The following is a 23519-nucleotide window of genomic DNA, read 5'->3' on the forward strand; positions in this document are numbered from 1 at the left end:
GTAGGTGCCCTATATTAATGAGAAGCGCTGCAATTTGAAGTATGACGAGTATGTCATCTATTTTGCCACGTTCCAGCACCATTTCCTATGTACGATTTACTTCGTTTAACGATTCTTTAGTACGAAAACGATCAGGGGTCACACCCGATATTTGTTGAAACATTGCAATAAATGCCGATGCGGAGCTATAGCCCACATCCAGCGCGACCTCATGCACACTTTTTCCGCGTTCTAATCCAGCTACCGCATGCAAATAACGTAAACGCTGACGCCATTCACTAAACGACATCCCTAGCTCTTGCTGACAACGACGCGATAACGTTCGTTCTGAGGTGTAACTGCGTTTAGCCCACTGCGCTAAAGTCGAGTTATCAGTGGGATCTCTTTGTAAGGCATCTAAAATGGGGGCTAAAAATTTATCTTTTGTGATAGGAAGATAGGTATCTTGGCAAGGTGAAAGTGCAAATTGGTCAACCAACACACTGGCTAAGCGCTTATCTTCATCGGTTTGAGGCTCAACAATTCCCCTTTGATAAAAATTGGACATAATCGTCTGAAAAATGGGGCTTAGTCGAACTACGCAGGCACGAGAGGCTAACTTGCCGCTGAGGTGTTGTGCAAAATCGATGATCCGAAATTTAACACTTTGTTTATTAAAACTCGCATGCTGGACATCGGCAGGTATCCAAATGCAAAATTCAGGTGGCGCTAGATAATGCTTACCGCCAACTTCCATTTCCATGATCCCACACACCACATAGAGCAATTGCCCAAACGAATGAGAGTGAGATTTATACTCTGTCTGGGTATCAATTTGTTCATGCCGTAAGGCAATAAACGCAGGTTCAATGATATTGCACTCATTAATTAGTCGTTTCGATGTGTTTGTAATTTGTTTCATGAATGTTGTCTGAAAACCGTTATCGAATGTCTGAATATCAGTATATATAAAAAATCTGACAAGGCTATACTATTGCCATCATTAGGGAGAAGCATTTGATGAAAAATTTAATCTTTCCGTTAATAGCGGTTTTACTGTGGTCAATCAATGCGATTGTCAATAAAGCGGCTGCAACGGCCATCGATCCTGCGGCAATATCTTTTTACCGTTGGGCATTAGCACTATTAGTCATGACTCCATTCGTACTGCGTTCAGTTCTTAGACATTGGTCGGTTGTCAAAAAACATTGGTGGCAATTAGCCATTTTAGGGGCACTAGGCATGATGCTTTATCAAAGCCTTGCTTATTATGCGGCCCACTCAGTCAGCGCAACCTTTATGGGGATCATGAACTCATTGATCCCATTGCTAACCGTGGTAATTAGTATATTTGTCCTACGAGTCATTCCAACGGTCGGTATTTTTATCGGTACACTACTGTCATTGGTTGGGTTAGTTTGGCTAGTGAGTCAAGGAAACCCTGCCACTCTATTTTCTCAAGGACTTGGTACAGGTGAGCTATTGATGTTAATTGCCTCCGCAGCCTATGCTTTATATGGCGTACTGACTAAACGTTGGGCAATTCAGTTATCAAGTTGGGATTCACTGTATGTGCAGATTTTCTTTGGTGTGCTCCTATTAATACCTAACTTTTTATTGGCTGACGATGTTTCACTCAATAGCCATAATATTGGTCTTGTGGCCTTCGCAGGGATTGCAGCATCAATTATCGCCCCTGCGATGTGGATCCAAGGTGTGATGCGCTTAGGTGCCAATACAACATCTATCTTTATGAATTTAGCGCCAGTATTTACAGCAATTATCGCGATTTTTGCGCTCGGCGAAGAATTAAAAAGCTACCATCTATTAGGCGGCGGAGTGGTCTTACTTGGTGTAATGTTAGCACAACAATTACGCACGCCACTGACTGATCTTTTCAAGAGTAAAAAACACATTGAGCAGAAAAAAGATTGCGTAAACGATAACAGCCAGTAAAATTAGCTTTCAAGCAATGCAATGTCGTAATCCATATGCCCCACTTATGTGGGGCTATGTTTTTTATTTATACCCATTAATTATTAAATGAATCATCTTAATTTAATTTATTTAATAAAATACCAATACATTAAATATTACATTGTTGAAAACATTATGGATTAGGTAACTAATATTATGATGAATATGTAAAAGGATAGCCATGCTCCCTAATATTAAGCCATTTCGAATAGCCACCGTGACTTTAGCTACACTGCTCGCTTTGTGCTTTACGTCTTCAAAACTTCATCTATCACCATTAGCAACAAGTTATGCTTTCTCTCAATCCGATGACACTCAAAAGGGTTTAGTGTCATTGGCTAAAAATGAGCATAATGACTTGCCATCAACGGTGACTCTTCCTACGATTTTCTCAACCATTGTTAATGATAATTACGCCCAAGAAGCGTATTTACTGTATCGAATCTATGATGGTGATGAGTATCGAGAAAATTTAACACCAGACCGGTTACAAGCTCAAAAATACCTTGAGCTTGCGGCTGAATTAGGCCATCAAGATGCATTGATTGAAATGATTGAACAGTCAACTTTCCGTTTTAATTTTCCCGGAAAGTACCTTGATGAGCTAGCGCAAAAATATATTAATACTCTGTTAGACAAATACCCTGATTCTCCGAAAGCCCTTATTGCTTTAAGCGATCTTTATGCAACATATACAACACATTTTTATAATCCTGAAAAATCATTTGAATTAATTCAAAAAGCGAGTGAAATATCACCATCAGCAGAGAACAACTATAAACTTGCTCAAAAATACGCTCTCGCTCTAGGTACAGAGCAAAATTTAAAACAAGCTATCAGTCTTCTACAAGAAAATATTGCTAACGATAAATTAGTAAAAGATAGCCAATATGCATTAGCACGACTCTATTTTCAATTTGATGTATCCGATGAAATTGAAAAAGACTTCGTTATTGATATACTCAAAGAAGGTGTTGAAAGAAATAAAACTTCTTTATTTCCAGATTATAGCTTAGCACATTACTATGCAGACTATCTTTTAGAGCAAGACCCAATTAATAATAAAGAATATGCTTTTTCATTATACAAAAAAACAGTCAACTATTTTACTGATGCAAATATACATCATGCATTAGCGCTAATAAAATATAAAGAACACGAAAAAGATCAGGCCATGGCCCTTATTTTATTAACGCTAGAATCAGATAAAGAGCGTCATTATCTCACCACAAGAGAGCGTCAAAATGCTTATGACCTACTCTTTGAACATGCTCTTGAGTATCCTAGAGCAATTCAATTTATTATTGAACAATCATTTAATAATGAACGAGCAAAAAATTTCATCCTTCCCTTATTAGATCAAAATCCTGACGTAAGGTTTAAATATGCCATCGCTAATGTTAGCCGTATGAGTATTGAGAATAAAGTTGATGAAAATAAATTAACCTCATATTATCTAGACATAATTAAAGCCGCAGAGTTAGGTTCCATTGATGCTATGCTGTTTATTATTCATGGGAAAATTGATGATAACTTTATTCCTGGAGCCCTTTATTACAATAATAGATTTGATCAACTCACTGGTACAACACAAAGTGATCGTTTGATGTGGCGTAACAAGTGCGCAGAACAAGGGAGTAACCGCTGTTTGGCCGAACTTGGTAAACTCTACCAATATGGGCAATCTGGCGTTGAAAAAAATTATCCGAAAGCACTGGAATATTATCAACGAATTCATATCACACCTAATAAGTATGAGTTTCTGGATTATAAATCTGATATGAAATTGATTGAAAAAGAGCAACAAGAATTCAATGAGCTGCTCAATCAATATCACAATAATGACGCCGAAGCTGCTCACAGGCTAGCCGATATTTATCGGCTCGGTAAATATGGGCAAAAGAAAGACAACATTAAGTGGCTTAACTATCTCGATCAAGCAGCAAACTTAGGCAGTTATGAAGCATTAAATGATCTACAGACATATTATGAGAACGAAGGTTTACTCGAAAAAAATCGAGCTAAAATCCTGCGTTATTATGACCAGCAGATCGCCTCAGGTAATCAATCAGCTACCCTCAGCTTAGGCTTAAATTATTTATACGGATTGCACCTTGTTGATGCAGATCGCACGAAGGCTCGTGAATTATTGAAAAAATCAGGCAAAGATGGCGAGCGTTATCTCACTGAAATGGATAATTTTGATACAAAATTTAATGTGAAAAATAAAGATGCAGATACCAATCTTCAGCTAGGTATCGCACATACATCTGGCCGAGGAGCCAGTATTGATCATTTAAAAGCTCGACAATATTTTAAAGCCGCTGGGGAGCAAGGTGATCAAGATGCTGCTTATACCTATATTAGATCGTTACAAAATGGTATTTATAATTATAAAAAAAATCGCTGGATAGTAGAGCCTAACTGGGATGAAGCTATTTCATGGTTAAAAAAACACCCTCTGACCTGTTGTGAGGAAGATGAGTTATTTCGTTATAATACACTGGTATTACCCGCGTTAAATAATGATATTAATGCAACACTCCGATTGTCCCATTGGTATATTGAGCAACAGCAACATACTGCGGCAGCCTATTGGTATAACAAAATACTGGATAAAACAGATTTAAATATCATCATCCCTGCTCTTGATAAAATAATTACCAATACAGACAAAAAACGCGAATTATATTCATTTGGAACATTGAAGAACAATCTATATTCTAAAGTCCATTTTGCATCTTTAGCGCTAAGTAACAAAAAAGTAGCCGCAAACCCAGAGCTCTACCAGTCTCTCATTCAATACCTGCATGAAGGATTAGACTCAAAAGATCCTGTGATTGCAAATCTTGCATTTGATTCTTTATTGACTGCATATAGAGATGGAACTGAACGATATAGTTATCGAAATCTTCGTCCAAAACATGAAAAAGCGTACGTTGAATTATTAGAATCACAGTCTAAGAAACGTACTGATACGCTAATGCTATTGGCTGAATATTATACAAGAAAAGATCCGCAGAAAGCGCTAGCATATGCCAAAGAAGCTGATGAAAAAGGTAATATTAAAGCAGCTAATTATCTATTTAACTTTTATCTTGCTCAACATGATGCTGAAGATGAGAATTTTGAGCGTGCGATTCAATATCTCAAGAAATATTTAAATATGAGGGAAGCTGCTGATAAAGAGAAGATTAAAGAGCTTACTGTTCCTATTCTAAAGATAACCTACATTGCCAATATTTATTTCGAAGGCTTTGACGATATAGCGCGAGATCTAGATAAGGCGATTGAAATGTATCAATATTTATTAAAATATGAACCTGAAATTGCATTAGAAAAACTTTATGAGGCACATATCCTAAACGGAAATGCCAATGAAGCTTATTACTATGCATTAGTTCTTGATAAAGATATTGATAATGTCACCATGTTTAATACGCTAACCGATGTACAGCGTGAAGCTATCAAGATACGTGCACAAAATTATATCGATGGTCAAAATACTAAAAAATAAATCATAACCGTAGTCCAAACTTTCATAGCATCCGTCTGTACTGATTGATCTGCGACTAACAAGCTTAGCTTCCTATACACTTTGCTTGAAAAATAGCCACGCTGGTTGACCTGAGAGTACTCATCAATCAGCCAGCGTCTGCAAGGAAGCATCCAGCTATTACATAAACCGGTCAGCCCCACCTGAAGCCTCAATAGTCTGACCGGTAACAAACTGATTCCGTTCAGAAAGTAAGAATGCGGTGATTGCCGCAATATCTTCGGGTAATCCAAAACGCCCTACAGGCGTTTTCTCTTTGCCCAATAATGTCATGATCTCTTTATCCGTTTTATCAGCCAGCTCAGGACGACGGTCACGGACATTCGGCAGCATATTCCTAGCCCAGTTATCCGTTATGACAGCACCTACCCCCACCGCGTTAACCAAAATCCCATCAGGCGCAACACTCAGTGCCAGACTACGAGTTAGATTATTGATTGCAGCGCTCAAAGCATGCGAAACCGTCAGTTGGGGGTTTGGATAGATCCCACCAATAGAAGAAATGTTAACAATGCGTCCCCAATTTTGAGCCTGCATTCCGGGTATGACAGCCTTACAAAACCGTCGCATTGCGGAAAACTTAGTCTCTGTCATCGACTGCCACTCTTCTTCTGATGTAGTCAGCAGCGTGCCTGCGTGGGCTCTTCCTGCATTATTTACCAGTAAATCAATGCGCTCAAAAATACTTTCGGCCTGTTTTACCACCAGCTCAGGCAGTTCAGGATCCGTCACATCCCCAGCAATAGGCAGTACGGTTACACCGTATTTATCTGCAATTTTTTGTGCTGCTAATATCAATTGTGCTTTTTGTCTAGCAACCATGATCAGATGGACACCATTCGCGGCCAATTCTTCGCAAATGCTGAAACCAATACCAGTTCTGGCTCCAGTTACTAGAGCCACTTTACCCGTCAGTTTTAAATCCATTTTCAACTCCTTAGATTATGTTCAGTGATTAATGTGAATAACATGAGTAGCAATTTTCTGTTTCAAACACTTGGGGAATAAAATTCAGACGTCTGAATAAAGTGGTCAAAGAATCGGGAATAGATATTGCCTAGAGTAGACAACATTGCGTTTAGAACGAGGTGTGAACATGTGTACTGATAGCGAGGAACTTTCTTCGATCAAGCTCCTAATACTGGCAATTATTTGCTGTATCGTTGTCGCTAATATTTATTTTAATCAATCCGTCCTGAATCTGATTGCGAGTTCTTTTCCTAATGAGTGGAAAGCCGTTTCTTTGATCCCCATGGCCACCCAGTTAGGCTATGCGGCAGGTTTGTTCTTGTTGATCCCGCTGGGCGATTATATAGAACGCCAACGGCTTATCCTGCGTCAGGCACAAGTGCTGTTTTTGGCACTGATTGGCATGATATTGTCTCCAACTGCATCAGCGCTGGTGTTTTTCTCTTTCCTGACTGGCATTGCTGCCACCGTTGCCCAACAGATTGTGCCGCTTGCTGCTTCACTCTCGAAAAGTTCTTCACGCGGTAAAACAGTGGGAACGGTAATGAGTGGTGTTTTGGCAGGAATTCTAACGGGACGGGCTATTGGCGGCTTTATCGGTGAATATTTCGATTGGCGAGGAGTCTTTTTGTCTGGCGCAGTCATAACACTGTTCGCGATATTTTTCATCGCCCGTATTTTGCCTTCTCAGTCGTTATCCACTCCGAAATTTAATTATCTCACAGTACTGCGTTCCTTAGGCCAGTTGTGGAAAAATGAACCACAGCTGAGAAATGCCACACTGACACAAGCCCTGTTATTTGCCTCCTTCAGCATATTATGGACTGCCCTCCCTTTCTGGCTAGACTACCGCTACCATTACGGGACAGGCATAACTGGGTCTCTGGCAGCACTGGGGTTAATCGGAATTCTCTGTGCGCCTCTGGCAGGAAGTATCAGCGATCGTCAGGGCCCTTTTAGAATGGTTATCTTGGGCATAGTGCTGATGCTGCTGGCCTGGATTGTTTTCTGGGGTTGGAACAGCATAGTCGGCATGGTGGTGGGCATCCTGTTACTGGATGCGGGGGAACAATGTGTCCTGATCGCGAATCAGCACACCATTTATTCTTTGTGTCTAGAGGCCCGAAACCGTCTTAACACACTTTTTATGTGCATCATGTTTATCGGTGGCGCATGTGGCTCACTGACGGCTACTTGGCTATGGGAAACCACGCATAACTGGATGTTGATTGTGGCTGCTGGGGCGGGGCTCGTGATGTTAGGTATGTTAATCGCCATCAGATACAACCCTTCATCCCCCCAAACGAGCACATAGCTCTCGCGCATTTCTGATGTCTGTTGAGTGTTGAGAATCATCGATGTGGCTTAACACCTCCGTGATTAACTGTTTTGCCACCACACGCTCACCGATTTCAATCAGCAGCGTTGCTAGCGAGCAAACAATGCGCAAAGCCCAGCCATATGCCTGTTGCTGGTATGCTTTATTCAGTGCCAGTTCTAATTGCTGGCGCTGAGCGCAGATCGGTAAATGTATCACGGAAAGACGCATCAGTTCGGGCGTACACCAGTTTTCATGCAGGGTTTGCTGTGAAAGCCTGCTATCCATTTCTGATAATAAAGGAGAGTACTGCCAGTCTAATCCCATGCCTCTCAGCGATCTAAATAACATAGTTTGCTTGATATTCGGCTGACTGAACTGCTCAGCCCAATGGAGAAATAACTCACCGTAGGTTTTCCAAAAATAGAGGTCATGTTTTTCAGCCAGTTCAATAAGCCAAAGAGCGGCCTTTCTTACCCAGCGCGGATTGCGATCGAGCGCCGCTGTCATGCAAGCACCTTCCGCCAATGCGCAACACAACGAACAAATATGTTGTAAACGCGCCGCTTTTTTCACTGCTCGCCATGCAATCTGCTTAGCGGTTTTATACTCACCCTGTACCCACAGTACACGGGATAAAAATGCCTCTCCGGCAGTTTCCTGATCAAGTCCAAACCGGAAAACGTGGTCAGAACCGTCAATGGCAAACCGCTCTAGAGATTGTTGCAAATAATCGCGACCGAGAGCATGCTGCCCCAAAAAATGCCAAGATACCCCCAAAATTCGCAATCCTGTAGCCAGTGCGTTTGTATCATTAATCGCCTGTGCGAGCGTGCACATTGACTGCGCATGATGAAGCGATAGATCCAGTTTTCCGGTGCGTAAGTAATACAACCATAGCCCATAATAAGCTTGTAAGCGGATTTCGTTATCGTCGAGTTGTTCAGCAAGTGACAATGCTGTTTGCCAAGTGGATCGTGTTTCAGGAGTGGGACCTTTTGCCCAAGTCGATGCTTTACCCGCAGCTGCACTGAGATCCATTCTCTGATGTAATGTTAAAACTCCCTGCAAACGCGCTTCACTGAGCAACGGATAAATATGACGCTGACATTCATGATAAAGTGAATATTCAATCCAGAATGGCGTCATGGCCTGTAATATATCAAGTCCTTTTGCAGGGTTAGCTCCTTCAGTTAAGGTATGCTGTAAAACACTGCGTAAATCATTAAGGATAGAGTCATAACGTGCTCGCCACTGTTTCGTTGGCAGCCTATACCAATCGAGCTGAGCTTGCTCCGCTCGACGATGGCAATAGTCAGCAAACTGAGCGGCAAGCCTTGGATAGACTCCTTGCAGCCTGAGTTTATCGCAAGCGAACTGACGAAGGGTTTCCAGTAAACGAAAACGGGTAACGGGTGCCTGAGTAATCACTTGGATCAGTGACAGGGAGACCAATCGTTGGAGATCATCGACCATCTGCCAACTATTTTCTTCGGGAATCTGTAAGAAGTCGGTCACAGCGTTCACGGAAAATATATCGGTGAAGATCCCCAAAGAGCAGAATAATTTCTGTTCACGCGGATTGAGTAATTGATAAGTCCACTCTAGCGTAGTCTTGATTTTTTGATGTCGAGATACCCGAACGCTTTGTCTGTTGCTCAAAAGCTGAAAACGATCTTCCAGACCATGATAAATCTCACTGACGCTCATAATCGGTAACCGAGAGGCTGCAAGTTCAATTGCTAGGGGGAGCCCGTCAAGATGACGGCATAATTCACCTATCACCGGCAGCTCAGCATTTGATGGATGGTAATCAAATCTCTGAGCCTGAGCGCGTTCAATAAATAGGCGAACACAGGGAAACAGCAGCAATCGTTGAGAATCGGCCTCTTCTTTTTCTGGAACCACTAGTGGCGGTAGAAGGTACTGTTGCCGCCTGACTAGTAAGTAACATGGTAATATGCGGTGCTGCATTCAGTAGCAAGGCAATCACCGGTTTTAACTCTTTAATAACATGCTCACCATTATCAATCATCAACAAGCACTGGCGTTGGGCGAGCTGATGCGATAAATCAGAATCGTTATGAACAGCAGTTAATGGCAGATGCAAAGCCTGTGAGAAAGCGGAGAGAAGACTAGAAGCGTCAGAGATGTGGGCCAGTTCAACCACACAAACACCATCTGGATACTTTGCCCGAACAAAATTAACGACTTCCCAAGCCAAACGCGTCTTACCCACGCCGCCTAGACCAGTGATAGTGACAAGTGGGTGCTGACGTATTAAGGCGCATACCTCCTGCACTGCTTGATCACGCCCTAAAATCGAGGTTAGAAAAGGAAAAACAACCGGGGATTTTCTGCTATGTTCTGACGATACGACTTGATGACTGGGCAAAAGGTCAAAACGGTAGCCAGCACCAAATTCGGTCGTTAGAAGATGACGATCGTTGCCAAGCACGCGACGGATGACAGAAATCTGCGCTTGAAGATTATTTTCCTCAACAATTTCATTCCCCCATACCTGAGTAAGCAATCGGTCTTTACTGACGACTTGGCCTTGTGCACTGACCAGAGCAACCAGCACATCAAAGGCTCTGGCAGAAATTTTAACCGGTTTACCGCGATGCAGCAGGATCCTCAATTGAGGCCAAATTTGCCACTCAGCAAAGCGGATTTCATCGGTAGATTTCATGATGACACTCTCTTTTGTCGGGATCCTCTGTCGCAGGTCAGCGGTAGTATAAAATCAGGGGCAGCGTGCCTCATAACACAGTAGTTAATTCAGCAATAATAACATAGGGGATTTCTCATCACAGCCAGATGAGCGATATAAAGTACAATACATTGAATTAAACATTTTGACACTAAACTGCCCTCAAACAGCGCTCAAGTGCCTAATTTAAGTGAAGAGCTGACGCACGTAACAGTGCAACAAAGATGATTTTTTGAATGAGATCGTTCATATTGATTGGAAAGAGTTCACTTCCACTAAGAAAATTAAATTAACAAAGGCTGAAAATGACAAAGCTCGAGGAATTAAAAAATATTTATCCCGATGCACTTGTATGGCAATTTGGCGATAGCCCAGAACTTGCTGACGAACTTGTACAACTGGTTTTGAGTGGAATTAAAACAGCGACATGTTCTTCGATAGCATCTTTTCAGCATGAATATAAGCGAGGCGAAGCCCCCTACGTTGGCAGTTATAATATCATTCTTAACGGAGCCGGACAGCCAATGTGCGTAATCAGAACTCTCAAGATGCAAGTCATCCGCTTCAATGAAATGACCCGTGAACTCGCCAGTAAAGAAGGTGAAGGTGATTTAAGTCTGGAGTATTGGCAAGAAGGCCATAAGCGTTATTTTGAACGTGAAGGCTCTTATTCTGAAGAAATGGAGCTTATCTTTGAGGAATTTGAACTTATAGAAATTTTGTAACTGCCCGCTTTGGCACAGGACTACCCTAAGCGAGTTTCAGCGGTCAGCCATGAGCGAGGAGCGGATAACAAATTAGTCGGCAAGCCATGGGGAAATTTTAATGCTTCTATTCAGGCCAGCCATCGGATCCTACTGGCCATTATTAAAACCGGAAACATATTCAAAATGCTCAGGTCATCGGATCTTCACTTTTAGTCCAATAACGAGCGTGGCAAGAAACATTACGCAACCAGCGGTGATGAAAACCCCTATCACGCCGCTGATGCTAAAGAGTAAGCCTCCTAGTGCAGCTCCAGCAGCAATTGAAGACTGTACTGCTGCCACTACCATACCCCCTGCTGTTTCAGCCTGATCGGGAACGGAACGTGCTACCCAGTTTGACCACGCCACGGGAACGCCACCAAAAGCCATCCCCCATAACGCAACAAACAATATCAATCCATTTTCGTTCAGGGGCAATAAAATCATGCCCAGTGCTGCCAAACCGACAAGTGCTGGCATCAGTATCAGCGTAAAACGCAAACTTCTTTCCATTAGCCAACCAGTCAGCAGCGTTCCGATAAAATTAGCCACGCCGAATCCAAGCAGGATTAAAGATAAATGGTCTACATCAAGCTGAGTAATATTTTCAAGAGCCGGTCGAATATAGGTAAACATCGCATACTGACCAGTATGTACAATAACACATCCAGTCATTCCGATCGCAACGCCTGGGCGGCGAAGCACATCCAAGATAGTTGCAGTTGCCATCATTCTACGTGGAGCCATTCTAGGAAGCGTAAACAACTGAAAAATGAGTGTCAGCACGCCTACTCCAGTTGCAGCGATAAAAGCACTGCGCCATCCATAAAGCCCACCTAAGTAGCTTCCCAGCGGAATCGAAACGACTGTTCCGACGGCAATACCACTAAAAATAATGGAGAGAGCACGCGGCACTCTTTTTGCAGGAACCAGCCGCATAGCTACGGCAGCTGCCATACTCCAGAACCCACCCAGAGCTATACCCAACAGAATGCGCATTACAAGTAAGATTGACAGGCTCGATGAAAGTGCCACAAGCAGGTTGGAAGCAATCATTAGCACGGTAAAACCAAGCAAGACATTTCGGCGATCATAATTGCGCGTCAGACGGGGAACTATCAGGCCAGCAAACAGTGCTACCACTGCTGTTATCGTCACAGCCTGACCTGCAAGGGCTTCGGTAACACCAAGATCAGCGGCCATAGGTGTCAGCAAGCTAGCTGGGAGGTATTCTGCGGTCAGCAATCCAAACACCCCCATCGTCAGCGAAATAACAGCCATCCATGCGGATTCTTTAGGCTCTGAACTATTCAGACTAGCAGATATGGCTTCAGGTGCTTCATTTCTCATAACATACTCTTTTCAGGAAAAAATTTAGGTTCCAAGTCTAGAGCTGTGAAGCCGGATGATCTATGATGTTACATCCTGATTTTTTACCCGAAACGCCGGAAATACATGTGAATAAACATTTTGCTCTGTCATCCGAACTCATCAGTGAACTATTGCTTGAAATGCGCCTACGTGGCGTACAGTACCGTCGTTTACTGACTGGAACTGAATTTGGTGTCGGTTTTAGTAATAAATCGGGCCATGCCTATTTTCATTACATCGCTGTGGGAACTGCTTTGCTTCGTACAAACGATGGTGTGCTTCACAAGCTGAAAGCCGGAAGCATGGTATTTATGCCACAGGGTGAGGAGCATCAGCTTATATCGGATGTCAGCTGTGCAATTCAACATATCGATACGTTAGGCTCTGCGCCTTTAGGAGAGGCTGTCAGCGGAATCAATACCTGTCCCAGTACGCATCCGACTCCCAGCACAGTTCTGTTTTATGGCTGTATGGAGTTCGATCTTGGTGGAATGCAGGGCTTGGGTAAACTGATGCCGCAAGCCATAGTGGTGGAAGCAAACGAAAAGGTATATCCGGGACTGGTTCCCATTCTGGATGCAATGAAATTTGAAATTTGTTCTGGACGTGCTGGCTTCGCGGGCATTTTGGCACGCCTAGCAGAAGTGGCTGCTGCCATGATCGTTCGTGGATGGATAGAAAACGGCAGTGAAAATGCCGCTGGCCTTATCGCTGCGCTACGTGATCCGCGGCTTGCCCGTGCCATTCTGACCATCCATCGCGATACAAGTCGAGAGTGGTCTGTTGCAGAGCTTGCTGCTCAGTCTCATGTTTCACGTTCTGTTTTCGCTGAACGCTTTACATCAATCATTGGAATACCTCCCCAGCGCTATGCAAGGGAAGTACGAATGCGCCTCGCTGTTCACTGGATTATTCACGATAAAGTCTCAATCGACACGGTAGCTTTACGTCTCGGCTATGCCTCACAGGCAGCATTTAGCAGAGCTTTTAAGCGTATCATTGGGTATCCACCGGGTGTTATGCGAAGCAACCAACTAAAAGCCATTCAGAGTTAAATTACACATTCCAGCTTTTAGGTTTTCCCCCATCTTTGTGATGAATCTGCTGATTGCAAAGGAACTCATATCGATGGGCTGGAAAGAGCGTCACCGACAGGGACACGGTTACTGGAACGCTAGTATCTACAAGCTACCTGAGTAAATATTTTAGTTAGATATTTAATGCATCCAGCCTTTCGAAGCCAATAAATCCGCTTTTGGCAGTCAGATTAGATTGGTTTTTTACCATAACAGTATCCGATCAAACACAACGAATTTACTTTTATTAGTGCTCTATCCCCTATTCATCACGGGCTAGTTTGAAACACCACCCTAGCCAGTAGCCCACCCAATTCCGTCCCTTTCAATAATTGCAATTCCGTGCCGTGGTAAATCGCAATATCTTTTACCAATGCAAGGCCAAGTCCAGAGCCTTCCATCGCTAATGCATTATTTAATCGTGTAAATGCTTCCATAGAACGCGTTATTTTTTTATCGGGAATACCGGGGCCTGAGTCTTCTACTTCCAAAATAGTATGCTGCTTGTCTTCACTGAAGAGTATTCGTACCGTTACTATGCCATTGGTAGGGGTATATTTAATCGCATTATCAATTAAATTGGCGCACATTTCAGAAAGCAAAATTGGCTCTCCTTTGATCCATGATTGTTCTTCCCCCTCATAACCTAAATCAATACCTTTACTTTCAGCTTGCCCTAGGCGAGTAAAACAAGCCTGCTGAACCAACTCAACAAAATTGATTGCTCGATATTGGCGGATAGCTTCTTTTTCATGTGCTTTTAAACGTGCTAGCTGCAATAACCTATCAGTTAAGGCAATAGTACTATCCAACGTATTATTAATGGCATGTAAACTTTGCTGTCGTTGTTGTTCATCATTGCTATTCAATGCCACAGACACTTGTGTTTTCAACACGGTTAAGGGCGTTTTTAATTGATGAGAGGCATCAGCACTAAAACGCTCTTGGCGCTTCACCATTCTTTTTAATCTTTCAATATAACGATTTAATGCATCTACAAGCGGTGATAACTCTGACCATGGTAATACATCGGGTATAGGTGTTAGGTCATTTGCAGAACGCCCCATCATCAAATAAGATAATTTTTTGAGTGGGGTTAATAGGCGGCTCAATAATAGATAAGCTAGAACCAAGGTCAAAAATACCACAGTTCCTTGGCTCATTAAGGATGAAATGAGTAATTGGCGTGCAAATTCGTGTCGTGATGCGACTGTCTCTGCCACACGGATCTCTACCATTCCCATCATGCCGCCTTCATTCACGGGTTGATAAAATGAGGCAACACGGATCGGTAAACCTTTGTATTCAGCATCGTAAAAATAAACCAGTGCCGTATACAGCTGAGAACGCAACCAATGCGGGGGGATCTCAGGTAAATCATTATAACCTGAAATAGTTTCACCACTTGGAGAGATGACTTGATAGAATAAGCGGTCATTAATGTTGCGCTCAAAACTGTCTAAGACAACATAAGGCACATCAACGATTAAATGACCATCTTGCACTTGTATACGTTCAGCCACTGTCCTCGCGGAAGAAAGCAAAGTGCGATCATAAGCTTGGTTCGCCGCATTTTTGGCGCTGTAATAATGGGTGTAGACTGTAAAAGCCCCCAAAACAATAAGGGGGATACCGAAAAAGAGCAGCAACTGATGAAAGAGAGAGTGTGGATGAGAGACTAATTTCATACACTACACTGCTCTAGTCGGTATCCTAATCCGCGAAGAGTACTAATATTGACATCTGTCCCCGAAAGTTTTTTTCTGACGCGATGCACATATAATTCAATACTCTGTAAATTAGCTTCATCGGAGAGGGAAAAAACCTGCTCAAACAATTGTGTTTTTGAAACAGGACGCCCACGGCGATTGAATAAGGTATTGAGTACAGCAAACTCCCTTGGTGTTAAGGCAAGTGGTTCTTGGTTCAGCAAAAAATAGCCATCTTCATGATAGCAAAGTGAACCAAAACGTTGCTGTTCATTGACCTGCCCTTGACTACGACGTAACAGCGCTCTAATTCGTGCTTCCAATTCAGCTAAATCAAAAGGCTTAGTCACATAATCATCAGCACCTGCATTGAGCCCTTTGACTCTATCTGCAACATCCGAGTTGGCTGTCAATAATAAAACGGGCAGCTCTTGTCCACGTTTACGCATTTGTGCCAGTACCTCTAAGCCATTTAGTCTTGGCAAAGAAACATCCAACACCACCAGCGAATAACTTTCTGTTTGTAATAGTTGATCGGCTATGGCGCCATCACTCGCGATATCCACCGCAAACCCTGTCGAGCTAAGTGCTTTTTGTAACCACAATGACAACTCATCGTGATCTTCCACTAGCAAAATTCTCATTGTTCATGCACTCATTTAAGCAGATTTTGCGTATACGTTCGCATTAACCTCTACGTAATGAAAGACTTAAGCATAATATTTCCAATCCAGCTCACAGGAATACCTCACGCACACAAATTAACATTAAATTAACAATTAAAAATAATTAATAATAAACAATCTGATATTCATCACAAAAAAATAACTTTGTTTGTTAATGAAAGGTAAATGAAAGCTTAGTGAGCCCATGATGTTGGCGAGAAAAACAACAATGACATCTCTTTATTTGATTTCGTGAGGAAAAAAAATGAAAAAATTATCATTAACCACTGTTGCGACCGCCCTATTTTTTGCCAGCTTACAGCAAGCCAGTGCCCTACCTGATCGTACAGAGTGTATTGCTCCAGCGAAACCCGGTGGTGGTTTCGATTTAACCTGTAAATTAGTTCAAGTATCTATGCTTGAAACAAAAGAAATAGAAAAACCAATGCGGGTCACTTATATGCCAGGTGGTATTGGTGCTGTTGCTTACAATGCTATCGTAGCACAACGCCCAGCCGAGCCAGGTACCATTGTCGCATTCTCTGGCGGTTCTTTACTTAATCTCGCACAAGGAAAATTTGGCCGTTATAACGAAAATGATGTGCGTTGGTTAGCCAGTGTTGGTAGCGATTACGGCATGATCGCGGTTCGAGAAGATTCACCCTATAAAAATTTGCAAGATTTAATGGAAGCGTTCAAAAAAGATCCTAACAGTATCGTTTTCGGTGCTGGTGGTTCAATCGGCAGCCAAGATTGGATGAAAACTGCTCTGCTCGCTAAACAAATCGATGTCGACCCGCGCAAAATGCGTTATGTCGCCTTTGAAGGGGGTGGTGAAACATTAACAGCATTACTCGGTAACCACATTCAAGTTATGTCTGGTGATATGAGTGAAATGGCACCTTACCTTAACGATGGCAAAGTACGCGTACTGGCGGTTTATGCTGATAAACGCCTCAGTGATGGGCTTGAAAATATCCCAACGGCGAAAGAGCAAGGTTATGAAATTGTCTGGCCAATTATTCGTGGTTTCTATATGGGGCCCAAAGTTTCAGATGAAGACTATAACCAATGGGTCGAAGCCTTCCAAAAACTACAACAAACCGATGAATTCAAAAAACAACGCGAACTACGCGGGTTATTTGAATATAACTTAACAGGTCAAGAACTGGACAATTACGTTAAAAAAGAAATCGAGCAATACCGAGAACAAGCTCGCTCATTTGGTTTAGTGAAATAACGGGGGCCGATGATGAGCCAGCGCATATTTGCCATTGTTTGGCTGATATTGTGTGGGATCGGTCTTTACATTGGTTGGGGCATCCAGAGTGAGTTCTCATACGAACCTCTGGGGCCTCGGCCTTTCCCGATAGCCATACTCTCCTTAATGGCTTTGTGTGCCTTACTGTTACTTTTAGGCAAACAAGAAGCTATTGAATGGCCAAAACCTTATGTTTTACGTCGCTTAGCACTGCTGATCTTGTCATTAGTGATCTATGCATGGGTATTCGAATGGTTAGGGTTTCCATTATCAACCAGCTTACTGACCATCAGTGTTGCATTGCTATTTGGCGCGACACCAATTGCCGCAATTATTTCAGGACCAATACTGGGTGTTGTACTGTTTTATGCCTTCGACAAGCTACTTGATGTCACCCTGCCTATTGGCAATCTGTTTAATTAAGTAAGGAAATAGCCATGGAAACTTGGATGTATCTTTCGCAAGGGTTTGAAGTCGCATTAATTCCTCAAAACTTGCTGATCGCCCTTATCGGCTGTTTTATTGGCACCGTCGTTGGCATGCTACCCGGTTTAGGGCCAATCAATGGTGTTGCGATACTGCTTCCTTTAGCATTCGCATTAAAACTGCCTCCAGAATCAGCATTAATATTATTAGCAACCGTATATTTAGGCTGCGAATATGGTGGGCGTATATCTTCTATTTTACTGAATGTTCCCGGTGATGCCGCTGCCATTATGACAACTTTAGATGGCTATCCGATGGCAAAACAGGGTAAAGGTGGGGTTGCACTATCTATCTCAGCAGTCAGCTCATTTATTGGTTCAAGTATCGCGATTGGCGGTATCATTTTATTTGCACCACTTTTGGCACAATGGGCTTTAGCATTCGGACCGGCTGAATATTTTGCGCTTATGGTATTTGCGATCGCTTGCCTTGGCAGCATGATGAGCCAAAATCCCATTAAATCACTATTAGCCGCGCTAATTGGTTTATCTTTTGCGACCGTAGGCGTAGATGCAAACTCAGGTGAATACCGTTTTACTTTTGATAGCGTTCATTTATCAGATGGGATCCAATTTATCGTCGTTGTCATTGGATTATTTTCTGTTAGCGAAATTTTGTTAATGCTAGAAGGTACCGCTACAGGACAAGGACTGATCCGCAAAACAGGTCGTATGCTATTTAATCGCAAAGAAGCTAAACAGTGTGTAGGTCCTACATTACGTTCTTCATTTGTTGGTTTTTTTGTCGGTGTGCTCCCCGGCGCAGGTGCAACAATAGCCAGTGCTATCACCTATATGACTGAGAAAAAAATCAGTGGTGCAAATAACCAATTTGGTAACGGTGATGTACGTGGGGTCGCGGCTCCAGAGGCTGCTAATAATGCCTCAGCCTGTGGCTCTTTTATCCCAATGTTAACCTTAGGCGTCCCCGGTTCAGGAACCACGGCAGTCATGATGGGGGCATTAACGCTGTATAACATCACACCCGGTCCAGGTATGTTTACAGAGCAACCTGATATCGTGTGGGGGCTAATTGCCGCATTACTGATTGCAAACGTGGTTTTATTAGTCATGAATATCCCATTAATTGGCTTATTCACTCGCATGCTTACCGTACCGCTGTGGTTTTTAGTGCCCGCGATCGCTACAGTTTCTGCTGTTGGCGTCTATGCTGTTCACAGTACAACGTTTGACTTATTACTGATGATGGGACTCGGCGTATTTGGTTATATATTACGGAAAATGAATTTCCCACTATCCCCTCTGATTTTAGGTTTTGTACTTGGTGAGATGCTTGAGCAGAACTTGCGCCGCTCTTTATCAATCAGTAATGGTGAGTTCAATATTTTATGGAGCAGCACTATCTCACAATGCTTACTGGCTATGGCAGTGCTAGTGCTAATATTACCGCCAATTATTAAACTTATTCGTAGAAAACGCCAACACCAGTCCCACACAACTGAATAATCTTACTCGCAATCAATTCTCTGTAACATTTTGCCCCAGTTCTATTTTGGGGCATTTTTTATTCAGTTTATTCCATTGATTTTATTAAAAATCAGACAATCTCTATATAAAAACAGTCTTGGCTTTTTATATTATTTTTGTATTATCTCACTTTAGAATACCATTACTCTTAATATGTTTATTAAAATATTTACGCGTCTATTTAACTGGCAACCTAAACCACTTGCTTATAACCAATATGCCAAGGTTTTAAATGATAATTACCAAATTAGTAGCCAAAATCCAGCGACCTTGACTTATAAAGAAAGCGGCTATTTATTAATTAAATCTCAAGGTGAAGTACATGTACGCTGTAATGGATTATTAGTTTTACGTTTAAAACGCAATATTAATATTATCACGATTGGTTGGATTGGTAATAAAACCCAGATCCTCGATATCAAACACAATATTTTCACGTCATCACGCGGCTTTACCTCCTCAAATAGTCGCCATTATTCAACGACGACAACCTCTTCTGAGAGCAGCTCTTCAAGCCATGAGCAACGTTCAAGCAATAGCAATGATAGTTATGAGTGTAGTTCGTCCGGAAGTGATTCATGTGGTGGTGACTCAGGTGGTGGTGGTGATTAAATATTCCAGTCACCCAATAAAAAGAGCGAAAACCTAATCGTTCTCGCTCTTTAAAAATTTATTTAGCTAATTAAATAAATTAAGCTTTGTATTTGCTCATCACTAACGTTGCGTTAGTACCACCGAAGCCAAAGCTATTTGACATTACAGTCTCTAGCGCTTGTTCAGTTGGTTTAGTCACAATATTCAAGCCTTCTGCTTTAGGATCTAACGTCTCAACGTTGATGCTTGGCGCGATAAAGCCATGTTCTAACATTAGCAGGCTATAAATCGCTTCATGTACACCCGCAGCACCCAGTGAATGGCCGCTCATTGCTTTAGTTGCAGAGATAGCCGGAGAGTCATTGCCAAAGACTTCTTGAATAGCTTCAAGCTCTTTCGTATCACCGACAGGTGTTGATGTACCATGAGTATTGATGTAATCAATTTTACCATCGACACCCTGCATTGCCATTTGCATACAACGTACAGCACCTTCCCCAGATGGAGCAACCATATCAGCACCATCAGAAGTCGCGCCATAGCCGACGATTTCTGCATAAATGTGCGCGCCACGCGCTAATGCATGCTCAAGTTCTTCAACAACGACGATACCGCCACCACCTGCAATAACGAAACCATCACGGTCAACATCATACGTTCTTGATGCTTTGCTCGGGTCTTCATTGTATTTGGTAGACAGTGCGCCCATCGCGTCGAATTCACAAGTCATTTCCCAACTAAGCTCTTCACCACCACCGGCGAAAACAACATCCTGCTTACCTAATTGGATCAATTCCACTGCGTGACCAATACAGTGCGCTGATGTTGAACATGCTGAGCTGATTGAATAGTTAACACCTTTAATTTTAAATGGCGTCGCTAAGCAAGCAGAGATACCCGATGCCATCGCACGAGTGACCATATAAGGACCAACACCACGTAGGCCTTTTGCTCGCATACCATCTGAGCCTGCAACTTGGTTACGAGGAGAACCACCACCCGAACCCACAACAAGGCCAGTACGTAAATTAGAAACTTGTTCGTCAGTTAAACCCGAATCACTAATTGCCTGCTCCATAGACAAATAAGCGTAAACTGAGCAATCGCTCATGAAACGGCGGATCTTACGGTCAATTAAACCGTCTGTATCCATTTTTACATTACCCCAGACGTGGCTACGTAGCCCCGCCTCTTTGAATTCTTCTGAAAAAGTGATCCCGGAACGACCTTCCTTCAGAGAAGCCAGTACTTCTTCCTGGTTATTACCAATACTGGAAACAATACCCAGGCCAGTGATGACTGCACGCTTCATTCATTACCTCATGTCTTTTAATAATGTGAGTACGGGATTTATAGTGTGCCACTTTAGCTTACACTTGTACGCTGAACAAGTCCGATCAGGGTAAATATTTGTATTTTTTTCTTATCTAACATAACAACATTTTTGTTCAAAGGTAGCCTTGGTGCCTGTTCAGCGCTAAAATTCAGCTATTATTTGGATAATATTAGGCATAAGCGTGAAAAAGTCAGCAGTTCAAACAGCCCGCCTTAGCTGGAACGACGAAGGCACTCCGATTTCAGAACAATTTGATGACGTCTATTTTTCTAATCAAGATGGTTTAGCAGAAACCCGTTATGTTTTTTTACAGGGAAATCAATTTCCAGCACGCTTTGAGAGCCATCCATTTGAAACCTGTGTTATTGCGGAAACGGGTTTTGGTACAGGCCTAAACTTTCTCACTTTATGTCAATCTTTTGAAGAGTTTAACCGTAATCATCCACATGCAACGTTACAGCGATTACACTTTATTAGTTTTGAAAAGTATCCACTTAGTCGAGATGACCTTAAAATGGCACATAGCCGTTGGCCTGAGCTTGCTGCGCTCTCAACCATGCTGTGTGAACAATGGCCTCAACCACTCCCCGGAAATCATCGAATTGTATTAAAAAATGGGCTAATTACACTTGATTTATGGTTTGGTGACGTAAATGAACAATTAACCCAACTTAATAGCAATTTAAACAATAAGATAGATGCTTGGTTTTTAGATGGATTTGCACCTTCAAAGAATCCTCAAATGTGGAGCGAACAACTGTTCGCTGCAATGGCTAAATTTGCTCGTCTAGGAGGAACGTTTGCCACCTTTACCTCTGCTGGTTTTGTTAAACGAGGTTTACAACAAGCAGGGTTTACTATTAAAAAAATTAAAGGATTTGGTCATAAACGTGAGATGCTTACGGGTAACTTAGCCGATAAAAATGACAAAATGATGACACCTTGGTTTGCCAGACAAGCTGCATCAACACCCGATGACATTGCCATTATTGGTGGCGGCCTCGCCAGTTTAACCACCGCCTATGCACTCATACAACGAGGTGCGCATGTTACTGTTTATTGTAAAGATGAACACGTGGCACAAAATGCATCAGGTAATCGACAGGGAGCGGTTTACCCACTGCTTAACGGTAAGGCGAATGCATTAGAACAATTTTTTGTCAGCGCGTTTCCTTACGCACATCGTTTTTATCATCAGCTAAGCCGTCAAGGGATCGAATTTGATGGGCAATGGTGTGGTGTTTCCGAATTGGCTTACCATGAAAGAAGTCGCCGCAAAATTAATTCCATGTTACAAACCCAATGGCCAGAGCAATTTGCCGCAGAAAAAAACCGTGAACAGCTGAGCCAATTAGCGGGGTTGGATGTCAATCATTCAGGTATTCATTACGCCAATGGCGGCTGGCTGTGCCCTGCTCAACTTTGTGAAAATCTTATGCGGCACCTCAGTGAGAAAGGGGCTAAGTTTCACTTTAAGCACAACATTAAAGAACTACAACACACTGAAAAAGGCTGGTTATTACACGCCGAAGTTGAAGAACAACAACAATCCTTTATACATCAAACCGTAGTGATTGCTAATGGGCATCTGCTGACCCAATTTTCACAAACGGAAAAACTGCCTGTGACCCCAGTCAAAGGACAAGTCAGCCATATCCCAACAACGGCCATACTAGGACAGTTAAATAATGTGCTCTGTTATGAAGGGTATTTAACACCAGTTAACCCTGCGGATCAGCAGCATTGTATTGGTGCCAGCTATCAGCGCAATCAACTCGACTTTGATTACAGTGAAGCTGACCAACAAGAAAATCGTCAAAAATTACGGGATAGTTTGCCTGATATCACATGGACTGAAGAGATTGATGTTTCAGGAAAGCAAGCACGACAAGGGATCCGCTGTGTTATTCGCGACCATATGCCGCTAGTCGGTAATGTTCCCGATTTTACACAACTCATGACTCTGTATGAAAATCTATCTGAACAAATGACACAACCAGAAGATATTCAAGCTGCTCCTGTTCATCCTAATTTATTCATATTAGGTGCGCTTGGCTCTAGAGGGCTCTCGACTGCGCCTTTATGCGGTGAATTACTTGCAGCACAAATCTTTAATGAGCCATTACCATTCAATGATGAAACGCTAGCAGCACTACACCCTAATCGATTTTGGGTCAGAAAATTATTAAAAGGTCGCGAAGTAAAAGTAAAACCATAGACGATCAAATTAACCAGCAGTTAAAAAAGCCTCTTGCAACATAGAGGCTATCATTGTG

The 23519-nt window shown here is 42.5% G+C and carries 18 protein-coding genes; 10 read left to right on the forward strand and 8 right to left on the reverse strand.

Annotated elements, in window-relative coordinates:
• Nucleotides 1–85: 85 nt before the first annotated feature.
• Nucleotides 86–901, reverse strand: coding sequence for a helix-turn-helix transcriptional regulator (locus tag SC428_RS15400; RefSeq protein ID WP_318708603.1), 816 nt, complete (start codon nt 899–901; stop codon nt 86–88).
• A 98-nt stretch (nt 902–999) separates the two neighbouring features.
• Between SC428_RS15400 and SC428_RS15405 the strand changes: the two genes are divergently transcribed.
• Together SC428_RS15405 and SC428_RS15410 are read left to right on the forward strand one after the other, a co-directional pair.
• Nucleotides 1000–1935: a DMT family transporter gene (locus SC428_RS15405; RefSeq protein ID WP_283125344.1), complete on the forward strand. Its 936-nt coding sequence runs from the start codon at nt 1000–1002 to the stop codon at nt 1933–1935.
• A gap of 349 nt (nt 1936–2284) precedes the next feature.
• Complete coding sequence (locus SC428_RS15410) at nt 2285–5473, forward strand: sel1 repeat family protein (RefSeq protein WP_318708606.1); 3189 nt, start codon at nt 2285–2287, stop codon at nt 5471–5473.
• Between the two features lie 159 nt (nt 5474–5632).
• Here SC428_RS15410 and SC428_RS15415 read toward each other — a convergent pair whose 3' ends face one another.
• The gene (locus SC428_RS15415; RefSeq protein ID WP_318708608.1) at nt 5633–6439 is read right to left on the reverse strand and encodes an SDR family NAD(P)-dependent oxidoreductase; all 807 of its coding nucleotides are present in this window, start codon (nt 6437–6439) and stop codon (nt 5633–5635) included.
• 169 nt (nt 6440–6608) lie between these two features.
• On the opposite strand from SC428_RS15415, the gene SC428_RS15420 reads away from it, so the two are divergent.
• On the forward strand, nt 6609–7796 hold the full coding sequence (locus SC428_RS15420; protein WP_318708611.1) for an MFS transporter: 1188 nt from the start codon (nt 6609–6611) through the stop codon (nt 7794–7796).
• On the opposite strand, the gene SC428_RS15425 is transcribed toward SC428_RS15420, so the two are convergent.
• Together SC428_RS15425 and SC428_RS15430 are read right to left on the reverse strand one after the other, a co-directional pair.
• Nucleotides 7773–9707 carry a hypothetical protein gene (locus SC428_RS15425; RefSeq protein WP_318708614.1) on the reverse strand — a complete coding sequence of 645 codons (1935 nt, stop codon included), beginning with the start codon at nt 9705–9707 and terminating at the stop codon, nt 7773–7775. The genes SC428_RS15420 and SC428_RS15425 overlap by 24 nt on opposite strands.
• Complete coding sequence (locus tag SC428_RS15430; protein ID WP_318708616.1) at nt 9637–10491, reverse strand: winged helix-turn-helix domain-containing protein; 855 nt, start codon at nt 10489–10491, stop codon at nt 9637–9639. Before SC428_RS15430 ends, SC428_RS15425 begins: the two co-directional genes overlap by 71 nt.
• A gap of 326 nt (nt 10492–10817) precedes the next feature.
• Between SC428_RS15430 and SC428_RS15435 the strand changes: the two genes are divergently transcribed.
• A complete protein-coding gene (locus tag SC428_RS15435; RefSeq protein WP_070929198.1) occupies nt 10818–11237 on the forward strand; it encodes an ASCH domain-containing protein in 420 nt (139 codons plus the stop codon).
• A gap of 174 nt (nt 11238–11411) precedes the next feature.
• Here the strand turns inward: SC428_RS15435 and SC428_RS15440 are convergent, their stop codons facing one another.
• The gene (locus SC428_RS15440; RefSeq protein WP_070929197.1) at nt 11412–12608 is read right to left on the reverse strand and encodes an MFS transporter; all 1197 of its coding nucleotides are present in this window, start codon (nt 12606–12608) and stop codon (nt 11412–11414) included.
• Between the two features lie 62 nt (nt 12609–12670).
• Here SC428_RS15440 and SC428_RS15445 point away from each other — a divergent pair, with 62 nt between their 5' ends.
• The gene (locus SC428_RS15445) at nt 12671–13684 is read left to right on the forward strand and encodes an AraC family transcriptional regulator (protein ID WP_070929196.1); all 1014 of its coding nucleotides are present in this window, start codon (nt 12671–12673) and stop codon (nt 13682–13684) included.
• A 290-nt stretch (nt 13685–13974) separates the two neighbouring features.
• On the opposite strand, the gene SC428_RS15450 is transcribed toward SC428_RS15445, so the two are convergent.
• A complete protein-coding gene (locus tag SC428_RS15450) occupies nt 13975–15393 on the reverse strand; it encodes a sensor histidine kinase (protein ID WP_070929195.1) in 1419 nt (472 codons plus the stop codon).
• Nucleotides 15390–16058, reverse strand: coding sequence for a transcriptional regulator TctD (tctD, locus tag SC428_RS15455; RefSeq protein ID WP_070929194.1), 669 nt, complete (start codon nt 16056–16058; stop codon nt 15390–15392). Before tctD ends, SC428_RS15450 begins: the two co-directional genes overlap by 4 nt.
• A gap of 286 nt (nt 16059–16344) precedes the next feature.
• Here tctD and SC428_RS15460 point away from each other — a divergent pair, with 286 nt between their 5' ends.
• From SC428_RS15460 to SC428_RS15475, 4 genes are all read left to right on the forward strand, one after another.
• Nucleotides 16345–17319: a Bug family tripartite tricarboxylate transporter substrate binding protein gene (locus tag SC428_RS15460; protein WP_070929193.1), complete on the forward strand. Its 975-nt coding sequence runs from the start codon at nt 16345–16347 to the stop codon at nt 17317–17319.
• A gap of 12 nt (nt 17320–17331) precedes the next feature.
• Nucleotides 17332–17763 carry a tripartite tricarboxylate transporter TctB family protein gene (locus SC428_RS15465; protein ID WP_070929192.1) on the forward strand — a complete coding sequence of 144 codons (432 nt, stop codon included), beginning with the start codon at nt 17332–17334 and terminating at the stop codon, nt 17761–17763.
• Nucleotides 17764–17777: 14 nt separating this feature from the next.
• Nucleotides 17778–19292 (forward strand): tripartite tricarboxylate transporter permease, encoded by a 1515-nt coding sequence (locus SC428_RS15470; protein WP_283125356.1) that lies wholly within the window; start codon nt 17778–17780, stop codon nt 19290–19292.
• Between the two features lie 174 nt (nt 19293–19466).
• Nucleotides 19467–19925 carry a hypothetical protein gene (locus tag SC428_RS15475; RefSeq protein WP_070929191.1) on the forward strand — a complete coding sequence of 153 codons (459 nt, stop codon included), beginning with the start codon at nt 19467–19469 and terminating at the stop codon, nt 19923–19925.
• A 79-nt stretch (nt 19926–20004) separates the two neighbouring features.
• Here SC428_RS15475 and fabB read toward each other — a convergent pair whose 3' ends face one another.
• Nucleotides 20005–21219 carry a beta-ketoacyl-ACP synthase I gene (gene fabB, locus SC428_RS15480; RefSeq protein ID WP_283125357.1) on the reverse strand — a complete coding sequence of 405 codons (1215 nt, stop codon included), beginning with the start codon at nt 21217–21219 and terminating at the stop codon, nt 20005–20007.
• 205 nt (nt 21220–21424) lie between these two features.
• Here fabB and mnmC point away from each other — a divergent pair, with 205 nt between their 5' ends.
• Nucleotides 21425–23461 carry a bifunctional tRNA (5-methylaminomethyl-2-thiouridine)(34)-methyltransferase MnmD/FAD-dependent 5-carboxymethylaminomethyl-2-thiouridine(34) oxidoreductase MnmC gene (gene mnmC / locus SC428_RS15485; protein ID WP_318708629.1) on the forward strand — a complete coding sequence of 679 codons (2037 nt, stop codon included), beginning with the start codon at nt 21425–21427 and terminating at the stop codon, nt 23459–23461.
• Nucleotides 23462–23519 lie beyond the last annotated feature (58 nt).

This window comes from Providencia sp. 2023EL-00965, assembly GCF_033550225.1.
Classification (GTDB): domain Bacteria; phylum Pseudomonadota; class Gammaproteobacteria; order Enterobacterales; family Enterobacteriaceae; genus Providencia; species Providencia manganoxydans.

What these genes read in the sequence shown, in the direction of transcription:
- SC428_RS15430 (WP_318708616.1), bottom strand. Translation starts at nt 10,491, where the DNA reads ATGAAATCTACCGATGAAATCCGCTTTGCTGAGTGGCAAATTTGGCCT.
- fabB (WP_283125357.1), bottom strand. Translation starts at nt 21,219, where the DNA reads ATGAAGCGTGCAGTCATCACTGGCCTGGGTATTGTTTCCAGTATTGGT.
- SC428_RS15400 (WP_318708603.1), bottom strand. Translation starts at nt 901, where the DNA reads ATGAAACAAATTACAAACACATCGAAACGACTAATTAATGAGTGCAAT.
- SC428_RS15440 (WP_070929197.1), bottom strand. Translation starts at nt 12,608, where the DNA reads ATGAGAAATGAAGCACCTGAAGCCATATCTGCTAGTCTGAATAGTTCA.
- SC428_RS15475 (WP_070929191.1), top strand. Translation starts at nt 19,467, where the DNA reads ATGTTTATTAAAATATTTACGCGTCTATTTAACTGGCAACCTAAACCA.
- SC428_RS15445 (WP_070929196.1), top strand. Translation starts at nt 12,671, where the DNA reads ATGATGTTACATCCTGATTTTTTACCCGAAACGCCGGAAATACATGTG.
- SC428_RS15420 (WP_318708611.1), top strand. Translation starts at nt 6,609, where the DNA reads ATGTGTACTGATAGCGAGGAACTTTCTTCGATCAAGCTCCTAATACTG.
- SC428_RS15435 (WP_070929198.1), top strand. Translation starts at nt 10,818, where the DNA reads ATGACAAAGCTCGAGGAATTAAAAAATATTTATCCCGATGCACTTGTA.
- SC428_RS15465 (WP_070929192.1), top strand. Translation starts at nt 17,332, where the DNA reads ATGAGCCAGCGCATATTTGCCATTGTTTGGCTGATATTGTGTGGGATC.
- SC428_RS15450 (WP_070929195.1), bottom strand. Translation starts at nt 15,393, where the DNA reads ATGAAATTAGTCTCTCATCCACACTCTCTCTTTCATCAGTTGCTGCTC.
- SC428_RS15405 (WP_283125344.1), top strand. Translation starts at nt 1,000, where the DNA reads ATGAAAAATTTAATCTTTCCGTTAATAGCGGTTTTACTGTGGTCAATC.
- SC428_RS15470 (WP_283125356.1), top strand. Translation starts at nt 17,778, where the DNA reads ATGGAAACTTGGATGTATCTTTCGCAAGGGTTTGAAGTCGCATTAATT.
- tctD (WP_070929194.1), bottom strand. Translation starts at nt 16,058, where the DNA reads ATGAGAATTTTGCTAGTGGAAGATCACGATGAGTTGTCATTGTGGTTA.
- SC428_RS15415 (WP_318708608.1), bottom strand. Translation starts at nt 6,439, where the DNA reads ATGGATTTAAAACTGACGGGTAAAGTGGCTCTAGTAACTGGAGCCAGA.
- SC428_RS15460 (WP_070929193.1), top strand. Translation starts at nt 16,345, where the DNA reads ATGAAAAAATTATCATTAACCACTGTTGCGACCGCCCTATTTTTTGCC.